Here is an 18,519-nt window from a genome sequence, read left to right on the forward strand (position 1 = left end):
GGACGAGGTTTCTCCGTAATTTTTGTAGTTTTACTTTTTGCTCGGGAACCCGAGTACTTCTGCGGTCTCGCTGAAAAATGAATCTCTTGCGGTTCGTTTTCTCAGTTGCATGTCGATCACCTGTGACTGATCTGGCAGGGTGAAGTAACCCTTGTCCAAACTGCATAGGCTTTCCAGTGTGGGTAGCGGTAATCCGAGCAACTGTCTGAGTTGAGATCGAGAAAGGACTTTATTTTCCACGAGCATTTTTACGCCTCGTGCAATCAACTGAGGCCTTTCAAAGTCGAAGTCAGCGTCCATCGGCTCACCTTTGACCCATCCTCTTGCTGACCTAGCCTTCCACAGTCTTGTTGTAGTGGTTTCGTTGATTATTTCCAGATCCTGGCATCTACGAACCATTGCTGCTACAGAGACTTTCCAGCGTGGTTTCAACGCTAGCAAAGTATCCAAGGTAGGCCATCGAATTTCTCTCAGGAAGCTCTCCGCTGGCATCAGGAATGCGCTGGCGAATCGATGAGCCTGAGACTCAAGCAGATCGTAATTCGATTCGTACTGCTCCTTCGATACATGACGATGTAGAACGATATGCCCCAATTCATGTGCAGCATCGAATCGGTTTCGTATGCCGTTCGCCTTGTCTGCTACAAGGAGGACATAAGGTCGCTGATCCAACTCGTACCAATTTGAAACGCCATCCATTTTCAAATGGCCCAATGTGGTCCGAGTACAGACGATGCCTGCGTTTTCGAGAACCTGAATGACATTGGGGATAGGAGCAGTCCCAAGCCCCCAGGCTTGGCGGCATTCGCTGGCCATTCGTTCGATTTCTTCGTCCGAAATCAGCAAGCAGTTACTTTCTTCCAGATGAGGAACATTTACTGCGACGAATTCCAGGCTTTCCTGAAGCTTATACGAGACGTCCTGAAGCCATTCCAGGCGTACTTCCGCTATTTCCCTGGCGTTTGCCGTGGCACTTACCTGAGATCGAAAAAAGAACGGCGTACGCTCACTCGTTACGATTTGTTCTTCAAGTAGCCAATTCTCACTGACGCCGAAGACCTCACATAGTCGTTGGAAAGCATCGGCCTCAGGAACCTGCACCCCGTTTTCCCATTTGGAGATGTTTCCAGAGGCGCGCCCCACCATTTCGGCTAACGCGGTTTGGGTGATGCCAAACGTGAGCCGTAACTGCTTGAGACGCTCGGACTGGAAGCCCGCGACTCCAGTTCTCATGCTTCACCTCTTGGAATTTTTCTCATCATCAATTTGATCTTCAACGTCTTCGGCGCGGCGCATCTTATCTCGCAATTTCACCAATTCAATCGGTTTCTGATCAGTAGCCTGATTATCAGAATAGCTCTGAAGCAGCTCTTCAAATGTGCAATCCATGTGGAAACCTTTCCCGTTGAAATAGGGCACCGCCATCATGATTGCAACGGGTTCTGATTGATCTGCTGAACGAGGTGGTGGTGCATGGACTACGACAAGCGCATGAATCAGTTGTTCGGTAACTGTGTGAGCGAGCCCGTCAATCCAATCCATTTGAATTGAGGCTAGTGACTCATTCAACGTTTTGAGTTCGTTGCGGTGTTTGGCAGCTCGGATTTCTTTCTGCCAAGGCAATACAACGGCTGTGATGCGCAGCTTTCCCAATTCCAAAAGAACGTAGTTATGTCCTTTGGGATCCGTGCTCTTGACGATAGGATTCCAGCGCTTCATCCCAGCCAAGGCGTCCTGAACAAGTGAATGGCGCAGATGACCTCGCAAGTCTTCCGGGGGCGTGTGAATCAGGAGGTCTTCAACCTCCTTGGCCGCCTTTTGAAATGTCTGTGGGATCAAGACCTCAAGTTCATCAAAGAACTCCCTGTCGACCTGCGCACGAATGAAACCCTGGATTTCTTCTTTTGTGACCATGCGATTCACCGCTCACTATTCGGTAAGCGGATTTTTACTTCATTTTTATTCGTTATGAAAGCGGTGGCTGTTCTTTTGTACAGTACTCCGACAAGCGGAACATTTTAGGATGGCGAGTTTTCTTGCCGAGGCTTTCACCTGAAATACGGCACATCCCCCAACACCGTAGCCCGCTGCATCACCCGCCGCGCCGGCCGGTAATCATCCACCGCGTAATGCTGCGTCACGCGGTTGTCCCAGAACGCGATGTCATCCTTCTGCCAACGCCAGCGAATGGTGAATTCCGGCCGCGTCGCGTGGGCGAACAAGAACTTCAGCACCGCTTCACTCTCGGTTTCCGACAACTCATTGATCTTCGAAGTAAAGCCTTCGTTGACGAACAGCGAGCGGCGCCCGCTCACCGGGTGAGTGCGAATCACTGGATGCGACAGCGGTGGATTCTTGCGCCGTGCCTCTTCCCACTGCGCCAGTGCTTCCGGCGTGTTGCCGTAACGCTCCAGCGGAAACGAGCGGGTGAAGTCGTGAGCCGCGGTCAGCCCTTCGAGCATTGCCTTCATCGGCACCGACAGCGCTTCATACGCAGCAATCCCGCTGGCCCACAACGTGTCGCCACCGAACTCCGGCAACAGCTTGGCGCTGAGCACTGCGCCCATGGCCGGGGTCGTCAGGAAGGTCACGTCGGTGTGCCAGATCGCGTTGTCGCGCACGTCGGTGACGGCGGTGTCGAGGATCAGCACTTCCGGTTGTTCCGGCACGTTCGGGTAGATCGGGTGAATGTGCAGGTCGCCGAAATAGTGGGCGAAGCGCGCCTGTTGCGACGGCTCGATTGGCTGATTGCGGAAGAACAGCACCTGATATTTGAGCAGAGCCTGCTCGATGGCGTCGCGTTGTTCCAGGTTCAGCGGCTGGCTGATGTCGACGCCGCTGATCTGTGCGCCGAGGGCCGAGCTTAACGGGGTGATGTTCAGGCTGCTCATGGTGGTTCTCTTCAATTCCGGGGCCCCGAAACTGTCGGGGTAGTCAGTGCTGAAAAATCAGTGGGCCTGGCCGTGCCACGGCACCAGTTTGCGTTGCAGGGCACGCAGGCCCATTTCCATGGCGAAGGCGATCAGGGCGATGACCAGAATCCCCAGCACCACCACATCGGTGACCAGGAATTGCGCAGCTGACTGCACCATGAAGCCAAGTCCGCTTGTGGCCGCGATCAATTCGGCAGCGACCAGAGTCGACCAGCCGACACCGAGGCCAATGCGCACACCGGTCAGAATGTCCGGCAGGGCGCTGGGCAAAATCACGTGGCGGATCAGTTGCGCGCGGGTAGCGCCCAACGATTGCGCGGCGCGCAGTTTGGCCGGGTCCACGGTGCGCACGCCGGTGGCGGTGGCAATCGCGATCGGGGCGAAAATCGCCAGGTAGATCAGCAGCACTTTCGACAGCTCGCCGATACCGCACCAGATCACGATCAGCGGCAGATAGGCGAGTGGCGGAATAGGGCGGTAGAACTCGATCAGCGGATCCAGCACCCCACGGGCGATGCGGTTGGCGCCGATGGCAATGCCCACCGGCACGGCGGTCAAAATCGCAAAACCGAGGCCCAGACCGATGCGGCTCAGGCTCGCGCCCAAGTGCTGCCACAACGTCGAATCCATGTAGCCCGTGGTCGCCAGCAACCAGCCTTTTTGCAGCACGGCGGACGGTGGCGGCAGGAACAGCGGTTCGATCAGGCCGGTGGCGGTCACGGCCCACCAGATCACCAGCAACGCGAACAAGGTCAGCAGGCTGATCCAGCGGGTGCTGAGGCTGCGGCGCACGGGAATCACCACCGAGGTGGCGGCAGGTTTTACTGCGGTGGCGGAAACGTCGTAACTGCTCATGCGCGCTCCTGCCGCTGAACGGCGCTGCGTTGCGAAAATACTTTGGCGAGCACGTGTTCGCGGGTTTCGATGAAGCGCGGATCGGACTTGATCGCCCGCGCCGATTCACCGGCAGCGTAACGCTTGCCGAAATCCAGGTGCAGACGCTCGACGATCTGCCCCGGATTCGGTGCCAGCAGAATCAGGTCAGTGGCGAGGAACACCGCTTCTTCAATGTCGTGGGTAATCAGGAATACCGGTTTGGCGGTGCGTTGCCAGACTTGCAGCAACAGCTCCTGCATCTGTTCGCGGGTGAAGGCGTCGAGGGCACCGAAGGGTTCGTCCATCAGCAAAACGCGCGGGTCGGCGGCAAGGGCGCGGGCCAGGCCGACACGTTGCTTCTGGCCGCCGGAGAGCTGCCAGATGCGACGCTTTTCAAAACCGGAGAGATCGACCAGCGCGAGCATTTCCCGGGCGATCTGTTCGCGTTTGTCTTTGGCCACACCGGCCAGTTCAAGGCCGAAGGCGACGTTGGCCAGCACGTCCTGCCAGGGCAGCAGGGCGTCGTCCTGGAACACCACGCCGCGCTCGGCGCTCGGGCCTTTGACCGGCACGTTGTCGAGGGTGATACGGCCGGCGCTCGGTTCGACGAAACCGGCAATCAGGTTCAACAGCGAAGTCTTGCCACTGCCGGACGGGCCGAGGGCCACCAGCAATTGCTGAGGACCGAGGGTCAGGGAAATGTCGGACAGTACCGGTTCCGGGCTGCCGGGATACTGTGCGCTGATGCGCTCCAGCTGTAGCAAGGCCATCGCAGTTAACTCCGGATCAGTTGGTGATGTACTTGGGGGTGACGTACGGCGCGTAGTCCGGCAGTACCGCTTCGACCTTGCCTTGCTCCTTGAGGAACGCAGCGGTGTCGGTGATGGCTTTGGTGGTCGGCGCGCCGAGGTCACTGACCTGATCCGCCGCCAGCGGGTAGACGTTGCCCTGCAGCAACAATGGAATGTCGCTGGCCTTGGCGCCGGAGAGTTTCACCAGTTTGTCGACGTTGCTCTGGTTGGCGATCCAGGCTTTCGGATCCTTGCGGTAGTCGGCGTAGGCGTCGAGGGTGACCTTGGCGAATGCAGTGACGATTTCCGGGTGCTTCTCGGCGAAGTCTTTACGCACGATCCAGGCGTCAAAGGTCGGCGCACCGAACTTGGCCAGTTCACCGGAAGTGATCAGCACTTTGCCGTTTTCCTTGGCCACACCCAGTGCCGGGTCCCAAACGTAGGTGGCGTCGATGTCACCGCGTTTCCACGCAGCAATGATTGCTGGTGGGGCGAGGTTGAGAACGGTGACTTTCGAAGGATCGATGTTCCAGTGCTTCAGCGCGGCCAGCAGGCTGTAGTGACCGGTGGACACGAACGGCACGGCGATTTTCTTGCCGACCAGATCCTGCGGCGTCTTGATGCCGGAGCCGTCGCGGGCGACCAGCGCTTCGGCGGCGCCGATCTGGGTGGCGATGAGGAAGGTTTCCACCGGGACTTTGCGGGTGACGGCTGCGGTCAGCGGGCTCGAGCCGAGGTAACCGATCTGCACATCGCCGGAAGCGATGGCCGAGATGACGTCCGCGCCGTTGTCGAACTTGCGCCAGCTGATGTCGGCCTTGGTGGCTTTTTCATAGGCGCCGTCGGCCTGGGCGACTTTTGCCGGGTCAACGGTGGTCTGGTAGGCGACGGTGAGGTCGGCGGCCTGGGCCAGGAAACTCGCAGCAGCCAGAGAGGCCACGGCCAGCAGGCGAAGCGGGACATTCAGTTTCATTGAAGAGCTCCATATCAGGCGACCGAGGATCGGCGTGAAAGGAGACTAAATGATCTAAGAAACTAAAAATAAATAACTTTTTAGACTTAGCTTATGAGCGGAAAAATCTAAGGGAGGCCGCTGCGCAGTCATTCGCGAACAGGCTCGCTCCCACAGGAGATTGCAATCCAATGTGGGAGCGAGCCTGCTCGCGAAAAGGTTCGAAGAACCTTCTGATGTCAGTTGCTGATCGCCAGAATGCTCGCCTGATACGACCCGACAAACACATCGAAATCGCCAACTTCGTTCTGCTCCAGCTCGGCCTGTTGCGCCAGCGACGAGCGCGCCAGTTCTTCAAACTTCGCTTGCTCGTCAGCCGCCAACGGTTCGCTGCGGAAGAACTCGGCGTGGGCCTGGCTCTGGCGCAGGGAGAACTGCGCGAAGCTTTCCTTGTGTTCGGCCATCGCTGCCAGCACCTGGGCCGAAGGCGTCAGGGACGAATCCTTGACCTTGGCCAGTTGCGCATCGAGGGCCTTGCTGTGGGCGTCGCCGCCGTGGCTCTGATCCAGCAGCGCGGCCAGCGGAGCGATTTTTTCCAGCAGCTCCGCTGCCCATTCCTTCATGTCGACCGGTTGGCCGTCGCGCTGCAATTGCAGGCCCGGACGGCGACCTTCCTTGACCACGCTGAGGAAGTTCGACGTGGCGTTGCCGCAGCTGATGTTGGTCAGCAGCGGGCTGTCGTTCAGCGCGCAGTACAGCAGGAACGCGTCGAGGAAGCGCGACTCGGTGAGGTCGATGCCCATCGGCAGGAACGGGTTGATGTCCAGGCAGCGCACTTCGACGTACTGGATGCCACGGGCCATCAAGGCCTGGATCGGCCGCTCGCCGGTGTAGGTCACGCGTTTCGGGCGGATGTTCGAGTAGTACTCGTTTTCGATCTGCAGGATGTTGGTATTCAGTTGCACCCACTCGCCATCCTGGTGCGTGCCGACTTCAACGTACGGCGCGTACGGCGTGGCCACCGCCTTGCGCAGGCTGTCGGTGTAGCTGGCCAAGTCGTTGTAGCAAGGGGTCAGACCGGCCTGGGCGTTGCTCTGGTAACCGAGGTCGCTCATGCGCAGGCTGGTGGCGTAGGGCAGGTACAGGGTGTCCGGATCCAGTTGTTCCAGCTGATGCGAGCGGCCGCGCAGGAACCCTGCGTCCAGCGCCGGCGAAGCACCGAACAGGTACATCAGCAGCCAGCTGTAGCGACGGAAGTTGCGGATCAGCGCGATATAGGACGACGACTGGAAATCCCGGTCGGTGCCGACGAAGCCTTCGGCTTCTTTCAGCAGCGGCCAGAGCTTTTCCGGCAGGGAGAAGTTGTAGTGAATCCCGGCGATGCACTGCATGGTCTTGCCGTAACGCAGGGCCAGGCCCTTGCGGTAGACGTACTTCAGCTGACCGATGTTGGAGGTGCCGTAATAGGCGATCGGGATATCTTCCTCGGCCGGCAACGGGCACGGCATCGATGGACTCCACAGGTACTCGTTGCCGAGCTTGCTGTAGGCGAAGCGATGAATCTTGTCCAGGCTCGCCAGGGTGTCGGCCGGGTCTGGCAGGGCGGGCGTGATGAATTCCAGCAGCGACTCGGAATAGTCGGTGGTGATCTGTTCGTTGGTCAGCGCGGAACCCAGGCTTTCGGGGTGCGGCGTTTGCGCCAGTCGACCCTCGCCGGTCACGCGCAGGCATTCACGTTCGATGCCGTGCAGGCACTGTTCGAGCAGAGAGAGGTTGGCGCGCTCACCGAGCAGAGCCAGGCGGCGGTTGAGAAGTTCGCTCAATTTGGATTCCTTCACGCGTCAGTCGCCCCAATATGGGGGTGGGCAGGACGGTCTACAAGGGTGAAGTTGAAACTGGCGTTTTCGCCTGGTTTTCGGGCCATGAAAGCCCCATTGCAAACGCCAACTTCAGTCCCTGAATCTGGCAGACGCGGGCGAGGAAAACTCCGACGCTGCGATCACAGCGCCGAAATTAACTCAAATCGATGACGAGTAGCTACAGGACAGCGAACGTGCCTTGCGCTTTTGCGACCAGTTTGTCGCCCTGCATCACGTCGGCTTCGACCACCAGCGTGCGCCGGCCCGGGTGGATCACCCGCGCCGTGCACATCACCTCGCCTTCGGAGACGGCGCGGATGTAGTTGATCTTGCACTCGATGGTCGCGCTCTGCTGGTCAAAGCCGTGGGTGCTGGAACAGGCCAGCCCCATGGCGATATCGACCAGACTGAACAGCGCGCCGCCGTGCAGCTTGCCGCCGCGGTTGCGCAGTTCGGGTTCCAGCACCAGGGCGACTTGCGCCACCCCGGTTTCCAGGCTGTGCAGGCGGCAGCCCAACAGCTTGAAAAACGCGCTCTCGACGAGCCCGGCCGGAATCTCCATCAGCGTTTCTTCAACTGCTTGGCGTTGGCGAACAGCGACGCCATCGCGTTATTGGCTGGAGCCGCCGGGGTGCTTTCCTTGCGCGGAGCCGAACCCTGCGACTGGCGTGGCGCCGAGCCCGGACGCGAACCACGGGCGCCGTCGATTTTCTCGCCCGGAGTATCGCTCATGCGCATCGACAGGCCGACGCGTTTGCGCGGGATGTCGACTTCCATGACCTTCACTTTCACCACGTCACCGGCCTTCACCGCTTCGCGCGGATCCTTGATGAATTTCTCCGACAGCGCCGAGATGTGTACCAGACCGTCCTGATGCACACCGATGTCGACGAACGCACCGAACGCGGTCACGTTGGTCACCACGCCTTCGAGGATCATCCCCAGTTGCAGGTCCTTCAGGTCCTCGACGCCTTCCTGGAACTCGGCGGTCTTGAACTCCGGACGCGGGTCGCGGCCCGGTTTCTCCAGTTCCTGCAGGATGTCGGTGACGGTTGGCAGACCGAAGGTCTCGTCGGTGAACTTCTTCGGATCCAGGCGCTTGAGGAACCCGGCATCGCCGATCAGCGAGCGGATATCGCGGTCGGTTTCAGCGGCGATGCGTTGCACCAGCGGATAGGCTTCCGGGTGAACGGCCGAGGAGTCCAGCGGGTTGTCGCCGTTCATCACGCGCAGGAAGCCGGCGGCCTGTTCGAAGGTTTTCTCGCCCAGGCGAGCAACTTTCTTCAGCGCAGCACGGGTCTTGAATGCGCCGTGCTCGTCACGGTGAGTCACGATGTTCTGCGCCAGGGTCGCGTTGAGGCCGGAGATCCGCGCCAGCAGCGCCACGGACGCGGTGTTCACGTCCACGCCCACGGCGTTCACGCAGTCCTCGACCACGGCGTCCAGGCCGCGCGCCAGTTTCAGCTGCGACACGTCGTGCTGGTACTGGCCCACACCGATGGACTTCGGATCGATCTTCACCAGCTCGGCCAGTGGATCCTGCAGGCGACGAGCAATCGATACCGCGCCACGGATCGACACGTCGAGATCCGGGAATTCCTTGGCCGCCAGTTCCGATGCCGAGTACACCGATGCGCCAGCTTCGGAGACCATGACCTTGGTCATTTTCATCGCTGGATATTTTTTGATCAGCTCGATGGCCAGTTTGTCGGTCTCACGGCTGGCGGTGCCGTTGCCGATGGCGATCAGGTCGACCGAGTGCTTGGCGCACAAGGCGGCCAGGATGGCGATGGTCTGATCCCACTTGTTGTGCGGCACGTGCGGGTAAACCGTGGCGTGATCCAGCAGCTTGCCGGTGGAGTCGACCACCGCGACCTTGCAACCGGTACGCAGGCCCGGGTCGAGGCCCAGAGTGGCGCGCGGGCCGGCCGGGGCGGCCAGCAGCAGGTCGTGCAGGTTGTGGGCGAACACGTTGATCGCCTCGGTTTCGGCGCCGTCGCGCAGCTCGCCGAGCAGGTCGGTTTCCAGGTGGGTGTAGAGCTTGACCTTCCAGGTCCAGCGCACCACTTCACCCAGCCATTTGTCGGCCGGACGGTTCTGGTTCTGGATGCCGACGTGCTGGCCGATCATGCCTTCGCACGGGTGCAGGGTGCCCGGCAGTTCTTCGCCGACTTTCAGCGCAGAGCTGAGAATGCCTTCGTTGCGGCCACGGAAAATCGCCAGCGCGCGGTGCGACGGCATGCTTTTCAGTGGTTCGTCGTGTTCGAAGTAGTCGCGGAACTTGGCGCCTTCCTCTTCCTTGCCGGCGATCACGCGGGCGCTGAGGGTGGCTTCCTGCTTCAAATAATTGCGCAGTTTGTCCAGCAGGTTGGCGTCTTCGGCGAAGCGCTCCATGAGGATGTACTTGGCGCCTTCCAGCGCTGCCTTGGCGTCGGCGACGCCTTTTTCGGCGTCGACGAAGCGTGCGGCTTCGGTTTCCGGGGCCAGGCTCGGGTCGTTGAACAGACCGTCGGCCAGTTCGCCGAGGCCGGCTTCCAGGGCGATCTGGCCCTTGGTGCGGCGCTTCTGCTTGTACGGCAGGTACAAGTCTTCGAGGCGGGTCTTGGTGTCGGCGAGTTTGATTTCGCGCTCCAGCTCAGGGGTGAGTTTGCCCTGCTCCTGGATGCTGGAAAGGATGCTGATGCGCCGTTCGTCGAGTTCTCGCAGGTAGCGCAGACGCTCTTCCAGATGACGCAGCTGAGTGTCATCGAGGCTGCCGGTCACTTCTTTCCGGTAACGGGCGATGAAGGGAACGGTAGAGCCTTCATCGAGTAGCGCGACGGCCGCTTCGACCTGTTGCGGGCGTACGCCGAGTTCCTCGGCGATGCGGCTGTTGATGCTGTCCATAAAACCACCTGACAAATTGTGAAAGCAGGCTCGCAGGCGCATAAATAAGGGCCCGGAGTCTGGTGGGGCGGCCTGACGCTTGCCGCTGCCTGGGTCAAAAGGCATTCCATTGACCCGTGAAATCGAACAATTACTGCGGCGCCCATGAAAATAAGGACGGCCACCTGCGGTAACGATTCAGACGTTGCCTGGCACAAAAGGCCGCGCATTATAACCGGCGTTCTGTCATTCGGGGGCGACACGGTCTGTAGGCTCAAGCCCCGGTTTTCTGGCAGTGAAGGAAAAATCTGCTAACAATGCACACGGTGCGTATAACGGCAGCTACGCCATAATGCGCGCCGAGCTAAAAGGAGCATCCAATGAGCAGCACTGCACAAACTGCTGAAGGCGAAAAAATTCTTATTGTTGACGACGATCCGGGGCTGAGCAGCCTGCTGGAACGCTTCTTCGTCAGCAAGGGCTACCGTGCCCGCGCCGTACCGAACACCGAGCAGATGGATCGTCTGCTGTCCCGTGAAGTGTTCAACCTGGTCGTTCTCGACCTGATGCTGCCAGGCGAAGACGGCCTGACCGCTTGCCGTCGCCTGCGTGGCGCGAACAATCAGATCCCGATCATCATGCTCACCGCCAAGGGCGACGAGCTGAGCCGGATCAAGGGCCTGGAACTGGGCGCCGACGATTACCTGGCCAAGCCGTTCAACCCGGACGAACTGATGGCCCGCGTCAAAGCCGTGCTGCGCCGTCAGGCCGCACCGGTGCCGGGCGCGCCGGGCAGCGAAGAAGAGAACGTCACGTTCGGTGACTACGTACTGTCCCTGGCCACCCGCGAACTCAAGCGCGGCGACGAAGTGCACATGCTCACCACCGGTGAGTTTGCGGTACTCAAGGCCCTGGTGATGAACGCCCGTCAGCCGCTGACCCGCGACAAGCTGATGAACCTGGCCCGTGGCCGGGAGTGGGATGCCCTGGAGCGTTCCATCGACGTGCAGATTTCCCGTCTGCGCCGGATGATCGAACCCGATCCGTCCAAACCACGCTACATCCAGACTGTCTGGGGCGTGGGTTATGTGTTCGTGCCGGATGGCAACTCCACCAAGTGACGGGTGATTTGTAGGAGCGGGTCTGCGGGAAACGGTCGAAAGCGCCGGCTCCGCAGACTCGTTATCCGCAATATGCGAGCATTGCTCGATCCTGCAAGTGCGTAGCGGTTATCCATGAAAACCCCTGTCTGGTTCCCCCAAAGTTTCTTCTCCCGCACCCTCTGGCTGGTGCTCATCGTCGTATTGTTCTCCAAGGCACTGACCCTGGTTTATCTGTTGATGAACGAGGACGTGCTGGTGGATCGTCAATACAGCCACGGCGTCGCCCTGACGCTGCGTGCCTATTGGGCCGCCGATGAAGAAAACCGTGCGAAGATCGCCGATGCCGCGACCCTGATCCGGGTGGTCGGTGCCGGTGTGCCGGAAGGCGAACAGCACTGGCCGTACAGCGAAATCTACCAGCGGCAGATGCAGGCGGAATTGGGTGCCGACACCGAGGTTCGACTGCGCATGCATTCGCCGCCGGCGTTGTGGGTGCGCGCGCCGAGCCTGGGTGACGGGTGGCTGAAAGTGCCGTTGTACCCGCATCCGCTGCGCGGCCAGAAAATCTGGAACGTGCTCGGCTGGTTCCTCGCCATCGGTCTGCTCTCGACCGCTTCCGCATGGATTTTCGTCAGCCAGCTCAATCAGCCTTTGAAGCGTCTGGTATATGCCGCGCGGCAACTCGGTCAGGGCCGCAGCGTGCGCCTGCCGATCAGCGATACACCCAGCGAAATGACCGAGGTTTATCGCGCCTTCAACCAGATGGCTGAAGACGTCGAGCAGGCCGGTCGTGAACGAGAACTGATGCTCGCCGGGGTTTCCCATGACTTGCGTACGCCGTTGACCCGCCTGCGACTGTCGCTGGAACTGATGGGCGACCGCACCGACCTGACCGACGATATGGTGCGCGACATCGAAGACATGGACGCGATTCTCGACCAGTTCCTCGCGTTCATTCGCGATGGTCGGGACGAGTCGGTGGAAGAAGTGGATCTGAGCGATCTGGTGCGAGAAGTCGCGGCACCGTACAACCAGAGTGAAGAGAAAGTGCGATTGCGTCTGGAACCGATCCAGCCGTTCCCGCTGCGTCGAGTGTCGATGAAACGTCTGTTGAACAACCTGATCGGCAACGCACTGAACCATGCCGGCGGTAGCGTGGATGTCGCGGCCTATGTGTCCGGCGACACCAGCGCACCGTACGTGGTGCTGAGCGTGATGGACCGTGGGGCAGGGATCGATCCGTCGGAGCTTGAGGCGATCTTCAACCCGTTCACCCGTGGCGATCGGGCGCGGGGCGGGAAGGGCACCGGGCTGGGGCTGGCGATCGTGAAACGGATTGCTTCGATGCACGGTGGCAATGTCGAATTGCGTAACCGCTCCGGGGGCGGGCTGGAGGCGCGGGTGCGCTTGCCGTTGGGATTGATGCTGCCAAGAGATGCCGTTTAACGGCAGCCACAAGCTACTAGCTTCGAGCTGCAAGTAAACGCGGATTTTACTCGCCGCTTGCAGCTCGTAGCTCGCCGCTGTTTTTCTATCCCTTGCCTTTGGTGCGGGTCATGTTCGGCCCGCCATTCTTCTCAAGGTGTTCGATGATGATCCCCGCCACGTTCTTGCCGGTGGTGGTCTCGATCCCTTCCAGGCCCGGCGACGAGTTCACTTCCATCACCAGCGGCCCGTGATTCGAACGCAGGATATCCACGCCCGCCACCGCCAGGCCCATGACCTTGGCGGCGCGCAATGCGGTCATGCGTTCCTCCGGAGTGATCTTGATCAGGCTGGCACTGCCACCCCGGTGCAGGTTGGAGCGGAATTCACCCGGTTTGGCCTGGCGCTTCATTGCCGCGATCACCTTGTCGCCGACCACGAAGCAGCGGATGTCCGCGCCGCCGGCCTCCTTGATGTATTCCTGCACCATGATGTTCTGTTTCAGGCCCATGAAGGCCTCGATTACCGACTCCGCCGCTGTTGCGGTTTCGCACAGCACCACGCCGATGCCCTGGGTGCCTTCCAGCACCTTGATCACCAGCGGCGCGCCGTTGACCATGTCGATCAGGTCGGGAATGTCGTCCGGCGAGTGGGCGAACCCGGTCACCGGCAGGCCGATACCCCGGCGTGACAGCAATTGCAGCGAACGCAGTTTGTCCCGGGAGCGGGCGATGGCCACCGATTCGTTGAGCGGAAACACCCCCATCATTTCGAACTGGCGCAGCACCGCGCAGCCATAGAACGTCACCGATGCGCCGATCCGCGGGATCACCGCGTCGAAGCCTTCCAGCGGTTTGCCGCGATAGTGGATCTGCGGCTTGTGGCTGGCGATGTTCATGTAGGCGCGCAAGGTGTCGATCACTACCATTTCATGCCCGCGTTCGATTCCGGCTTCGACCAGACGGCGGGTGGAATACAGACGCGGATTCCGCGACAGCACAGCGATCTTCATGCAACACCTGTGGAGGAGGTAGATACCGGGAACACCGGCTTGTCTTGTACATATTTGATGCCCGGATTGACCACCAACTGGCCGTCGATCAGGGCTTTGGAACCGAGCAACAGGCGATAGCGCATGGACTTGCGGCAGGCGAGGGTGAACTCGACCGGCCAGACCCGATCACCGAGGGCCAGGGTGGTACTGATCACGTAGCGCACCTGGGCCTGGCCGTTGGAACTCTTGATGGTCTTGCGGGTGACCAGCGGCGCTTCGCAACGCCGGTGGCGCAACTGCACCACCGTGCCCAGGTGCGCGGTGAAGCGCACCCACTTCTCGCCGTCCCGTTCGAACGGCTCGATGTCGGTGGCGTGCAGGCTGGAGGTGCTGGCGCCGGTGTCGATTTTCGCCCGAAGGCCCGCGACTCCCAGATCCGGGAGCGCCACCCACTCGCGCAGACCGACAACGGTCAAATGGTCAAATGTCTTCAAAAAAATGCTCAACCGGTGAAAACCGATCAGCCCGCAGGGGGCCGGATTTGCGGTATTCACGCAGAATAGTGGTTAAAAGGCGACAGATATCTACGGCCCGGATTGGCGCCATCTCAAGCACGCCCCGGAATGTGCGCATTGTAATCCGGGACGGTGCAATTCATGGCACGACAGAAACGGTAGTACAGTTCATCAATATTTCAGAATGAGGAAATTCCATGGCACAAAAAAGCGAAGAGGACGACAAGGTCCGTCTCGATAAATGGTTGTGGGCTGCACGTTTTTTCAAAACCCGTGCCTTGGCCAAAGCCGCCATTGAAAGCGGCAAGGTGCATTGTCGGGGAGAGCGCTGCAAGCCTGGCAAAGAGCCACGCATCGGCGATGAATTCGAGATTCGCACCGGCTTCGATGAAAAGACTGTTGTGGTGCAAGCCCTGTCGATCGTGCGTCGTGGCGCGCCGGAAGCGCAGACGCTGTATGCCGAGACCGAGGCCAGTATCGCCAAGCGCGAGGCGGCTGCGGCGATGCGCAGGGCTGGCGCGCTGGGCGTGACCACCGATGGCAAACCGAGCAAGAAACAGCGCCGGGATCTGTTTAAATTTCGTGGGAACAGTGGCGGAGAATAAAAAATCGCAGCCTGCCGGTCCTGACTCAAGACTCGTCAATGGCTGCGATTTTTTTAGCGGTCGTCGATTATCGTGCGGACACGACAGTCATCCGCGAAACCACCGGCAACTTGGCCAGCAGCCCGAAAATCGGCGCCGTGACCTTCAGCCAGAAGTTCGCCGCGTGATAGGCAAACGGCGTGTAGTAACCCCAGCCCAACGCCCACACCGCCAGCAGCAGGCCACCGATGTAATCGTCCTGGCCCCAGTGCGCACCGGCCACCAGGCGCGGCAGCATGAACAGCAGCGCCAGGCCCCAGACCGTCAGGAACTGGCCGGCTGAGCGACTGAACACACCCATGAACAACGCCCAGATCAGCAGCACCGAAGCATGGTCACCGGGAAAGCTCTGGCTCGAGCGATCCTTCAGCTCAAAGGTCTTCTCCAGATGCGGGAAATAGTCGCTCATATGGACGGCGCCTTCGAGCACCATGGAGGGGCTGTTGTGTTGCCAGCCCATGTGGTCGGCGAATTTGGAAAACAGCGCGCGGATCACCACCATCAGCAGCAGGATCGAGAAAAATCCGAAGAACGCGCGACGTACGTCAATCGCCTTGAACACCCAGTCGCCCTTGATCAGCAGCGTCAGCAGAATCAGTCCGACGACAACGTCGAACGGGCGCAGACTTGCAATTGCCCAGATGTGGAGCCATATGGGGTTGCTGGCCAGCGGAGTATTGAGTGAGCGGAACAGCCACTCGTCGAAAACCACACACAGCATCTGGCCTGTAGGCCATAACCAGAAAGCCAGTAGTGCCAATGGCACCGCATTGCAGAGAACCAGCCGGCCGAGGTTCCACCTTGATTGGAACAAACCCGGATTGTTCATAAAATGCCTCCCGTGGCTGAACATAGGCATCAAAATGGATGCCAGAAGCGCGGGATTTTCATTCTTTGTAACCTTTTTGTCATTAAAATCAGATACCTAGACCTATGACCGATTTCCTCGATACCGATTACACCCAACGCTTCATCTTCGATGACAGCGACACGCGCGGCGAACTGGTGTCGCTGGAGCGCAGCTACGCCGAAGTGCTCGCCAAGCACCCGTATCCGGAGCCGGTTGCGCAGTTGCTGGGCGAGTTCATGGCTGCCGCGTCGTTGCTGGTGGGCACCCTGAAATTCGATGGTTTGCTGATTCTTCAGGCGCGCTCCGAAGGCCCGATTCCGCTGCTGATGATCGAGTGCTCCAGCGAGCGCGAAATCCGTGGCCTGGCCCGTTACGAGGCAGACCTGATCGCTCCTGACGCAACCCTCGCCGACCTGATGCCCAACGGCGTTCTGGCCCTGACGATCGACCCGACCGTCGGCCAGCGTTATCAGGGCATCGTCGATCTCGACGGCGAAACCCTGTCCGACTGCTTCACCAACTACTTCGTCATGTCCCAGCAGGTCGGCACCCGCTTCAAACTGTGCGCCGACGGCCGTCGCGCCCGTGGCCTGCTGCTGCAGCAACTGCCTGCCGATCGCCTGAAAGATGAAGAAGAACGCGCCGCCAGCTGGCAGCACATCACCGCGCTGGGCAACACCCTGACCGCTGATGAACTGTTGAGCCTGGACAACGAAACCGTCCTGCATCGCCTCTACCATGAAGAGCAGGTTCGTCTGTTCGATGTGCAGAAACTGCGCTTCCACTGCAGCTGCTCCCGCGAGCGTTCGGGCAATGCACTGGTCAGCCTGGGTCTGGAAGATGCGCAGCAATTGGTGGCCGAACAGGGTGGCAGCGTCGAGATCGATTGCCAGTTCTGCAACCAGCGTTACCTGTTCGATGCGGCGGATATCGCTCAATTGTTCGCTGGCGCGGGCGTCGAGACGCCGTCAGATACCCGGCACTAAAACGGTTCAGCGCAGGTAAATTCACTGCTCAACGACGGAATAACGCCGTTACGACGGGAGGGCCCTACTCTTTTTGGGCTTTTCTGGCATAATCCGGCCCACTTTTTTCGCGGTAGTAGTGCACGACTTTCTACTACAAAACGTTTGGAGCACACTCGGCCACTGGCCGACGGGGAACCTCATGACGCAAGCCAATAACGCCGTGTACACCGATCTGAGTGTTGATGATCTGGTAAAAGAAGCCCTGAAACGCGGTGAAGGCGAGCTTGCCGATACCGGCGCTCTGGTTGTTCGCACCGGTCACCGCACCGGCCGTTCGCCAGTCGACCGTTTCATCGTTGAAGAGCCTTCCACCCAGGACGCGATTGCCTGGGGCCCGATCAACCGCAAGTTCCCGGCCGACAAGTTCGACGCGCTGTGGGCTCGTGTCGAGGCGTTCAACAACGCGCAAGAGCATTTCGTTTCCCACGTGCATGTAGGCGCGGCCGAAGATCACTACCTGGCCGTGAAGATGACCACCCAGACTGCCTGGCAGAACCTGTTCGGTCGTTGCCTGTTCATCAACCCGGCCCAGTACAACCCGGCCGGTCGTGAAGAGTGGCAAGTGCTGAACGTCGCCAACTTCGAGTGCGTGCCTGAGCGTGACGGCACCAACTCCGACGGTTGCGTGATCCTGAACTTCGCCCAGAAGAAAGTGCTGATCGCCGGCATGCGTTACGCCGGTGAAATGAAGAAAGCCATGTTCTCGGTGCAGAACTTCCTGCTGCCGGCTTCCGACGTGCTGCCAATGCACTGCGCTGCCAACATCGGCGAAGCAGGCGACGTGACCCTGTTCTTCGGTCTGTCCGGCACCGGCAAGACCACCCTGTCGGCCGACGAAAGCCGTTACCTGATCGGTGACGACGAACACGGCTGGGGTGAAGGCGTTGTCTTCAACATCGAAGGCGGCTGCTACGCCAAGTGCATCGACTTGTCCGAGAAGAACGAGCCGGTCATCTGGAAAGCCATCAAGCACGGCGCAGTCCTGGAAAACGTCGTGATCGACGATGCCAAGCACGCCGACTACGCCGATGTCAGCCTGACCCAGAACAGCCGCGCAGCCTACCCGCTGGAGCACGTTGCCAAGCGTTCCGAGAAGAACCTGGGCGGCGAGCCGAACGCTGTAATCTTCCTGACCTGCGACCTGACCGGCGTACTGCCGCCAGTGTCGATCCTGAACAACGAGCAGGCGGCCTACCACTTCCTGTCCGGCTACACCGCACTGGTGGGCTCGACTGAAATGGGTTCGGGCAGCGGCATCAAGTCGACCTTCTCCACCTGCTTCGGCGCACCGTTCTTCCCGCGTCCGGCTGGCGAATACGCTGAGCTGCTGATCAAGCGCATCAAGGGCTTCGGCTCCAAGGTCTACCTGGTCAACACCGGCTGGACCGGCGGTGGCTACGGCGTCGGCAAACGCTTCAACATCCCGACCACCCGCGCCGTGATCGCAGCGATCCAGAGCGGTGCCCTGGTCGGTGCCGAAACCGAACACCTGGATACCATCAACCTGGACGTGCCGCTGGCCGTACCGGGCGTCGAAACCAACCTGCTCAACCCGCGCAACACTTGGGCTGACAAGGCTGCGTACGACGAAGCTGCCAAAGCACTGGCCGGTCTGTTCATCGAGAACTTCAAGAAGTTCGACGTGAGCGACGCGATCAAGGCTGCCGGGCCTAAGTTGTAAGAC

Annotated in this window: 17 protein-coding genes; 5 read left to right on the plus strand and 12 right to left on the minus strand. The window is 60.0% G+C overall.

Translation table 11 applies throughout. The features are described from left to right. Window positions 1-30 precede the first annotated feature (30 nt). From DLD99_RS01290 to DLD99_RS01330, 9 genes are all read right to left on the minus strand, one after another. On the minus strand, window positions 31-1,233 hold the full coding sequence (locus tag DLD99_RS01290; RefSeq protein WP_085712702.1) for a helix-turn-helix domain-containing protein: 1,203 nt from the start codon (window positions 1,231-1,233) through the stop codon (window positions 31-33). A gap of 3 nt (window positions 1,234-1,236) precedes the next feature. Beyond that, a complete protein-coding gene (locus tag DLD99_RS01295; RefSeq protein WP_114881013.1) occupies window positions 1,237-1,914 on the minus strand; it encodes a hypothetical protein in 678 nt (225 codons plus the stop codon). Window positions 1,915-2,048: 134 nt separating this feature from the next. After that, window positions 2,049-2,891, minus strand: a complete 843-nt coding sequence (gene tauD, locus DLD99_RS01300) for a taurine dioxygenase (RefSeq protein ID WP_114881014.1) — start codon at window positions 2,889-2,891, stop codon at window positions 2,049-2,051. A 57-nt stretch (window positions 2,892-2,948) separates the two neighbouring features. Then, window positions 2,949-3,788, minus strand: coding sequence for a taurine ABC transporter permease TauC (gene tauC / locus DLD99_RS01305; protein WP_064382739.1), 840 nt, complete (start codon window positions 3,786-3,788; stop codon window positions 2,949-2,951). Further along, entirely contained in the window at window positions 3,785-4,579 is a 795-nt protein-coding gene (gene tauB, locus DLD99_RS01310; protein WP_085733336.1) for a taurine ABC transporter ATP-binding subunit, read from the minus strand. Before tauB ends, tauC begins: the two co-directional genes overlap by 4 nt. A gap of 16 nt (window positions 4,580-4,595) precedes the next feature. Further along, on the minus strand, window positions 4,596-5,573 hold the full coding sequence (tauA, locus tag DLD99_RS01315) for a taurine ABC transporter substrate-binding protein (RefSeq protein ID WP_114881015.1): 978 nt from the start codon (window positions 5,571-5,573) through the stop codon (window positions 4,596-4,598). Between the two features lie 218 nt (window positions 5,574-5,791). After that, on the minus strand, window positions 5,792-7,375 hold the full coding sequence (gshA, locus tag DLD99_RS01320) for a glutamate--cysteine ligase (RefSeq protein ID WP_085712708.1): 1,584 nt from the start codon (window positions 7,373-7,375) through the stop codon (window positions 5,792-5,794). Between the two features lie 214 nt (window positions 7,376-7,589). Continuing rightward, window positions 7,590-7,973: a PaaI family thioesterase gene (locus tag DLD99_RS01325; RefSeq protein WP_085712709.1), complete on the minus strand. Its 384-nt coding sequence runs from the start codon at window positions 7,971-7,973 to the stop codon at window positions 7,590-7,592. Next, on the minus strand, window positions 7,973-10,297 hold the full coding sequence (locus tag DLD99_RS01330) for a Tex family protein (RefSeq protein ID WP_114881016.1): 2,325 nt from the start codon (window positions 10,295-10,297) through the stop codon (window positions 7,973-7,975). Before DLD99_RS01330 ends, DLD99_RS01325 begins: the two co-directional genes overlap by 1 nt. A 359-nt stretch (window positions 10,298-10,656) precedes the next feature. On the opposite strand from DLD99_RS01330, the gene ompR reads away from it, so the two are divergent. Then, a complete protein-coding gene (gene ompR, locus DLD99_RS01335; protein ID WP_007952694.1) occupies window positions 10,657-11,397 on the plus strand; it encodes an osmolarity response regulator transcription factor OmpR in 741 nt (246 codons plus the stop codon). A gap of 114 nt (window positions 11,398-11,511) precedes the next feature. Continuing rightward, on the plus strand, window positions 11,512-12,825 hold the full coding sequence (locus DLD99_RS01340; protein ID WP_085712711.1) for an ATP-binding protein: 1,314 nt from the start codon (window positions 11,512-11,514) through the stop codon (window positions 12,823-12,825). Between the two features lie 85 nt (window positions 12,826-12,910). Here DLD99_RS01340 and rimK read toward each other — a convergent pair whose 3' ends face one another. Both rimK and rimB read right to left on the minus strand, forming a co-directional pair. Continuing rightward, complete coding sequence (rimK, locus tag DLD99_RS01345; protein ID WP_054047778.1) at window positions 12,911-13,816, minus strand: 30S ribosomal protein S6--L-glutamate ligase; 906 nt, start codon at window positions 13,814-13,816, stop codon at window positions 12,911-12,913. After that, on the minus strand, window positions 13,813-14,292 hold the full coding sequence (rimB, locus tag DLD99_RS01350; RefSeq protein WP_065257793.1) for a retropepsin-like aspartic endopeptidase RimB: 480 nt from the start codon (window positions 14,290-14,292) through the stop codon (window positions 13,813-13,815). Before rimB ends, rimK begins: the two co-directional genes overlap by 4 nt. A gap of 218 nt (window positions 14,293-14,510) precedes the next feature. On the opposite strand from rimB, the gene DLD99_RS01355 reads away from it, so the two are divergent. Continuing rightward, window positions 14,511-14,918 carry an RNA-binding S4 domain-containing protein gene (locus DLD99_RS01355; protein ID WP_114881017.1) on the plus strand — a complete coding sequence of 136 codons (408 nt, stop codon included), beginning with the start codon at window positions 14,511-14,513 and terminating at the stop codon, window positions 14,916-14,918. A 67-nt stretch (window positions 14,919-14,985) separates the two neighbouring features. Here the strand turns inward: DLD99_RS01355 and DLD99_RS01360 are convergent, their stop codons facing one another. Beyond that, complete coding sequence (locus DLD99_RS01360; protein ID WP_114881018.1) at window positions 14,986-15,786, minus strand: phosphatase PAP2 family protein; 801 nt, start codon at window positions 15,784-15,786, stop codon at window positions 14,986-14,988. A 104-nt stretch (window positions 15,787-15,890) separates the two neighbouring features. Here DLD99_RS01360 and hslO point away from each other — a divergent pair, with 104 nt between their 5' ends. Both hslO and DLD99_RS01370 read left to right on the plus strand, forming a co-directional pair. Further along, a complete protein-coding gene (gene hslO / locus DLD99_RS01365; protein ID WP_085712714.1) occupies window positions 15,891-16,793 on the plus strand; it encodes an Hsp33 family molecular chaperone HslO in 903 nt (300 codons plus the stop codon). A 181-nt stretch (window positions 16,794-16,974) separates the two neighbouring features. Then, the gene (locus DLD99_RS01370; RefSeq protein ID WP_085712715.1) at window positions 16,975-18,516 is read left to right on the plus strand and encodes a phosphoenolpyruvate carboxykinase; all 1,542 of its coding nucleotides are present in this window, start codon (window positions 16,975-16,977) and stop codon (window positions 18,514-18,516) included. Window positions 18,517-18,519: the final 3 nt, after the last annotated feature.

The organism is Pseudomonas kribbensis, from assembly GCF_003352185.1.
GTDB classification, from domain to species: domain Bacteria; phylum Pseudomonadota; class Gammaproteobacteria; order Pseudomonadales; family Pseudomonadaceae; genus Aquipseudomonas; species Aquipseudomonas kribbensis.

What these genes read in the sequence shown, in the direction of transcription:
- DLD99_RS01370 (WP_085712715.1), top strand. Translation starts at nt 16,975, where the DNA reads ATGACGCAAGCCAATAACGCCGTGTACACCGATCTGAGTGTTGATGAT.
- DLD99_RS01330 (WP_114881016.1), bottom strand. Translation starts at nt 10,297, where the DNA reads ATGGACAGCATCAACAGCCGCATCGCCGAGGAACTCGGCGTACGCCCG.
- DLD99_RS01325 (WP_085712709.1), bottom strand. Translation starts at nt 7,973, where the DNA reads ATGGAGATTCCGGCCGGGCTCGTCGAGAGCGCGTTTTTCAAGCTGTTG.
- tauA (WP_114881015.1), bottom strand. Translation starts at nt 5,573, where the DNA reads ATGAAACTGAATGTCCCGCTTCGCCTGCTGGCCGTGGCCTCTCTGGCT.
- DLD99_RS01355 (WP_114881017.1), top strand. Translation starts at nt 14,511, where the DNA reads ATGGCACAAAAAAGCGAAGAGGACGACAAGGTCCGTCTCGATAAATGG.
- DLD99_RS01295 (WP_114881013.1), bottom strand. Translation starts at nt 1,914, where the DNA reads ATGGTCACAAAAGAAGAAATCCAGGGTTTCATTCGTGCGCAGGTCGAC.
- DLD99_RS01340 (WP_085712711.1), top strand. Translation starts at nt 11,512, where the DNA reads ATGAAAACCCCTGTCTGGTTCCCCCAAAGTTTCTTCTCCCGCACCCTC.
- tauB (WP_085733336.1), bottom strand. Translation starts at nt 4,579, where the DNA reads ATGGCCTTGCTACAGCTGGAGCGCATCAGCGCACAGTATCCCGGCAGC.
- DLD99_RS01290 (WP_085712702.1), bottom strand. Translation starts at nt 1,233, where the DNA reads ATGAGAACTGGAGTCGCGGGCTTCCAGTCCGAGCGTCTCAAGCAGTTA.
- tauC (WP_064382739.1), bottom strand. Translation starts at nt 3,788, where the DNA reads ATGAGCAGTTACGACGTTTCCGCCACCGCAGTAAAACCTGCCGCCACC.
- rimK (WP_054047778.1), bottom strand. Translation starts at nt 13,816, where the DNA reads ATGAAGATCGCTGTGCTGTCGCGGAATCCGCGTCTGTATTCCACCCGC.
- hslO (WP_085712714.1), top strand. Translation starts at nt 15,891, where the DNA reads ATGACCGATTTCCTCGATACCGATTACACCCAACGCTTCATCTTCGAT.
- DLD99_RS01360 (WP_114881018.1), bottom strand. Translation starts at nt 15,786, where the DNA reads ATGAACAATCCGGGTTTGTTCCAATCAAGGTGGAACCTCGGCCGGCTG.
- tauD (WP_114881014.1), bottom strand. Translation starts at nt 2,891, where the DNA reads ATGAGCAGCCTGAACATCACCCCGTTAAGCTCGGCCCTCGGCGCACAG.
- ompR (WP_007952694.1), top strand. Translation starts at nt 10,657, where the DNA reads ATGAGCAGCACTGCACAAACTGCTGAAGGCGAAAAAATTCTTATTGTT.